Here is a 4,523-nt window from a genome sequence, read left to right on the forward strand (position 1 = left end):
CGCCACGCTCAACGCACCGCGCACGCTCAATGGCTTCTCGTTGCCGATGGCGCACCTGCTGCTGAAGCAGCTCAATACCTGGGCCGACGATGACGGCATCGCGCTGGTGGTGCTGCAGGGCGCGGGCGAAAAGGCATTCTGTGCCGGCGGTGATCTGCACAGCCTGTACCAGAGCATGCTCGCCTACCGCGAGACCGGCCACACGGACATCCGCGAGAACGACTACGCCGCCGAGTTCTTCGACGTCGAGTACCGCGTCGACTACCTGATCCATACCTACGCCAAGCCGATCCTGTGCTGGGGCCATGGCATCGTGATGGGCGGCGGCATCGGTCTGATGTCCGGCGCCAGCCATCGCGTGGTCAGCGAGCGTTCCAAGCTGGCCTTCCCGGAAATCACTGTCGGCCTGTTCCCGGACGTGGGCGGCAGCTGGCTGCTGCCGCGGGTGCCGGGCAACGGCGGCCTGTTCCTGGCCCTGACCGGTGCGCTGCTCAACCCCGGCGATGCGATCTACGCCGGCCTGGCCGACGTGCATGTGGCCGAGGAGCGCCGCAGCGCGGTGTTCGATGCGCTGTTGCAGGTCGCGTGGTCGGCCGATGCCGCACGCAACCACGAACGCTTGTCGCAGCTGCTGCTGTCGTTCGCCAGCGATGCAGCTACCGGCCCGCTGCTGGCCAATGCCGCGCAGGTCGGTGCGCTGTGCGAAGGCGATGATCTCGCCGCCATCATCGAACGCATCAGCACCCTGCAGACCGATGATGCCTGGTTGCAGGCCGCACAGAAGACGCTGGCCGCCGGTGCGCCGGGTTCGGCACGGCTGGCCTTCGAACTGCAGCGCCGCAGCGTCGGCCAGGATCTGGCGAACGTGTACCGGCTGGAATACATCACGGCCCTGCATTGTGCTGCGCATGGCGATTTTGCCGAAGGCATCCGCGCGCTGCTGATCGACAAGGACCGCACTCCATCGTGGAACCCGGCCACGTTGGCCGATGCCAGCCGTGCATGGGCCGATACGTTCTTCGCTTCTCCCTGGGCCGATGCCGCGCATCCGCTGGCCGACCTGGGTACCCCTGTCGCTGAAAGGAGCCTGGCATGAGCCGCATTGCATTCATTGGGTTGGGCAACATGGGTGGCCCGATGGCCGCCAATCTGGTCAAGAACGGCCACACCGTGCGCGTGTTCGATCTGGTGCCGGCTGCTGTACAGGCCGCAGTCGACGCGGGCGCCAGTGCCTCTGCATCGGCGCGCGAAACCCTGGTTGACGCCGAGGTGGTGATCTCGATGCTGCCGGCCAGCCGCCACGTCGAAGGCGTGTACCTGGGCGACGACGGCATCCTTGCAGCGATTCCCGCCGGTGCGCTGGTCATCGACTGCAGCACGATCGCCCCCGCCAGCGCGCGCAAGGTTTCCGAAGCGGCCGCCGCACGAGGCCTGCAGATGATCGATGCACCGGTGTCCGGTGGTACTGCCGGTGCACAGGCCGGCACGTTGACCTTCATCGTCGGCGGTGAAGAGGACGCGCTGGAACGCGCCCGCCCCGTGCTGCAGGCGATGGGCAAGAACATCTTCCATGTGGGTGCCAGCGGCGCCGGCCAGGTCGCCAAGCTGTGCAACAACATGGCGCTGGGCGTGATCATGGCCGTCACCGGCGAAGCCATCGCGCTTGGCGTGGCGCACGGGCTGGACCCCAAGGTGCTGTCGCAGATGATGGCGGTCAGCACCGGCCGCAGCTGGGCCACCGAAGTGTGCAACCCGTGGCCGGGCGTGCTGGAAAACGCACCGGCGTCGCGCGGCTACAGCGGCGGCTTCGGCAGCGACCTGATGCTGAAGGACATGGGCCTGGCGGTGGAAGCGGCGATGAGCGTCGGCGCCTCGATCCCGTTGGGCGAAGTGGCTCGCAACCTGTATTCGATGAATCACCAGGCCGGGCGCGGCAAGCTGGATTTCTCCAGCGTCGTGCAGCTCATTACGAGCGAGAAGTGACCCGGTAGCGCCGGCCGCTGGCCGGCAACCTCATGCCCCCTTGCGGGACAACGAAGGTGGGATGGGCGGATGCACGGTTTCGACCGGCATCCGCCCATTTTTTTTCCCCGCGCGCGGGTAGTGCCGGCCGCTGGCCGGCATCAGCGCATCAGGCGACGATCAGCGTCACGTCGATGTTGCCGCGGGTAGCGTTGGAATACGGGCAGACGATGTGCGCTTTCTGCACCAGCTCTTCCACCTGCTCGCGCGGCACGCCCGGCACGTTGATGGTCAGCTCGGCTTCGATGCCGAAACCGGTCGGGATCTGGCCGATGCCGACCTTGCCGGTCACGGTGGTGTCGGCCGGCAGTGCGACCTTGGCCTGGCCGGCGACGAACTTCAGTGCGCCGAGGAAGCAGGCCGAATAGCCCGCAGCGAACAGCTGCTCCGGATTGGTGCCCGGGCCGCCAGCGCCGCCCAGCTCGCGCGGGGTCGACAGCTGGATGTCCAGCACGTTGTCGGAGGACACGGAACGGCCTTCGCGGCCGCCGGTGGAGGTAGCCTGGGCGGTGTACAGAACCTTTTCGATGGACATCGGGATGCTCCTGGTCAGTGGGTGGGTGGTGCGTTGGAGCCTACTTTGCCCGGATTCCGCACACGTTGGGTCACAACACGTCTGAAAAACTTGATTGAACGTCCTGTGGGCCTAGATCGTCCATTCCCGGTCAGTGGTGAACATGATGGTCAGCCAGCGGTCCGGCGATGATTCGCCGAGGGCATCACCGATTTCGTCGCGCAGGTGATCCCACTCCAGCAGGGGCCGCGGTGGGTCGTCCTCGCGCACCACGAAGAACAGCTCGATCTGTTCGCCACGGCCTACCTGGGCCACGTAGCTGCGGTGTTCGACGAAGCCGTGCTTTGCAACGATCGCCCGCGCCACCGCATCCACGTGCGCCTGCAGTTCCGGCGGCGTGACCAGCAGGATGCCGGCCAGCGCGCGCCGCACGGTGCCCAGCGGCGCGATCATCACCAGCACGCAGACGAACGCCAGGATGGCCGGATCGATGTACGGTCCGACCCACGCCCACGACGTGCCGTGGACCAGCACACCGCCGAGGAAGGCCGCCAGGTAGCAGGCCGACATGCTCGCGGCGATCACCCAGTTCTTCGCGTCCAGCGCGATGAACTCCGAGCCGATGCGCCGGTTAGCACGCAGCACGAACCAGGCCAGCGCGCTCTCGGCCACGATCGACAGCGCCGCGAAAATGATCGCGGGGCCAAGCGCGATCTGGCGGCCACCGGACATCAGCGCATCGACCGCATTGACCAGCGCGTACAACGCCGCACCGATCATCAACGTGCCGCTCACTCCCAGCACGATCGGTTCCAGGTGCCAGAACCCCATGGTGAAGCGCTGGTTGAGGCGCGACTGCAGGGCGTCGGTCTGCGTGGACAGGGCGATAAGCCGCGCGACCAGCAACGACAGCCACGTCATCACCACGTCGATCAGCCCGTAGATGCCGTCGAAGATGATCAGCGAAGAATTGGCCAGCAGGCCGAACACCACCGCCGCTGCAGCCAACAGCAGCGAGCCGACAATGGACAGGCGCAGCACGCCTTGTTCGGTGCGTGTATCGAAGTAGCGTTCGGTGGTGGCAGGCATGCGGGAATCCAGCGGTGAACGCGCTGCGGAAGCGGCGCCACACCATTCTATCCAGACCACCGCACGCCTCTGTGACCGCACTGACGCAGGCCCCGGAAAAGTCACCAGACTGGTGACGGTTTACGGATTGACGGGTGCACACCTGCAGCGTATCTTTTCAACCACGATGACATACAAGCCTCTGGCGACCGCCGGGGGCTTTTTGCGTTTACGCCGTCCGTCGGCGCCTTGTCATCGTGCTTGCGGCCCTGCCATTCCTGGTGGGGCCGTTTCTGTTTCCGCCCCGACCCTGCCCCTTTTCGCGCCGTCCTTGATGACAGCGTGCGGCGTAGCCGCGTGCGCAGGGTCGGGGCATCCAACATCCATCAACGAAGGAGGATTCGATGCCCCTGCTGACACTTGAGCAGTGCCGCACGCACTGCCGTATCGACGGCGACTACGACGACACCATCCTGGGCGACCTGCTGGCGGCCGCAACCGACGCGGCGTCGGCCTACCTGGGACGGACGCTGTTTGCCGACCAGCCGGCACTGGACCTGGCGCTTGACCAGTTGCCGCAGGACATGGCGGCGGCGGTGACCGGGCATGAAGCCGCGGTTGCCGCCGCCAATGCCGAGACCAACGCGGCCAAGGCCAAGGCCATGCGCGACGTTGCTGATCGCCGCTTGGCCGTGGCCACCGAGCGCAGCGCGCAGCTGCTTCAGGGCCTGCCGGCCAACGACAGCATCCGCGCTGCGGTGCGCCTGCTGCTGGGCCATCTGTATGCGCACCGGGAAGCGGTGGTGGTTTCCACGTCCGCCATCGACGTGCCGATCGGCAGTGTCGCCATCGCGATGGCGCTGCCGTTCGGCGTCGCCGCGCTGCTCGATCCCTACCGACTGGCGGCGATCCCATGAAC

5 protein-coding genes are annotated in these 4,523 nt (G+C 66.6%); 3 read left to right on the forward strand and 2 right to left on the reverse strand.

Annotation, left to right across the window (positions count from 1 at the left end):
• Together DBR20_RS10220 and mmsB are read left to right on the forward strand one after the other, a co-directional pair.
• On the forward strand, positions 1-1,096 hold a 1,096-nt coding region (locus tag DBR20_RS10220), incomplete at its 5' end, for an enoyl-CoA hydratase/isomerase family protein (protein WP_108266100.1).
• Entirely contained in the window at positions 1,093-1,983 is an 891-nt protein-coding gene (gene mmsB / locus DBR20_RS10225) for a 3-hydroxyisobutyrate dehydrogenase (protein ID WP_108266101.1), read from the forward strand. The genes DBR20_RS10220 and mmsB, both read left to right, overlap by 4 nt.
• Before the next feature lie 148 nt (positions 1,984-2,131).
• Here the strand turns inward: mmsB and DBR20_RS10230 are convergent, their stop codons facing one another.
• Positions 2,132-2,557, reverse strand: a complete 426-nt coding sequence (locus DBR20_RS10230) for an organic hydroperoxide resistance protein (protein ID WP_004153735.1) — start codon at positions 2,555-2,557, stop codon at positions 2,132-2,134.
• A gap of 111 nt (positions 2,558-2,668) precedes the next feature.
• Entirely contained in the window at positions 2,669-3,625 is a 957-nt protein-coding gene (locus tag DBR20_RS10235) for a cation transporter (protein ID WP_108266102.1), read from the reverse strand.
• A 383-nt stretch (positions 3,626-4,008) separates the two neighbouring features.
• Here DBR20_RS10235 and DBR20_RS10240 point away from each other — a divergent pair, with 383 nt between their 5' ends.
• Positions 4,009-4,521, forward strand: a complete 513-nt coding sequence (locus tag DBR20_RS10240) for a head-tail connector protein (RefSeq protein WP_108266103.1) — start codon at positions 4,009-4,011, stop codon at positions 4,519-4,521.
• The last annotated feature ends 2 nt before the right edge of the window (positions 4,522-4,523 follow it).

The sequence above is a fragment of the Stenotrophomonas sp. HMWF023 genome, from assembly GCF_003060985.1.
Classification (GTDB): domain Bacteria; phylum Pseudomonadota; class Gammaproteobacteria; order Xanthomonadales; family Xanthomonadaceae; genus Stenotrophomonas; species Stenotrophomonas lactitubi.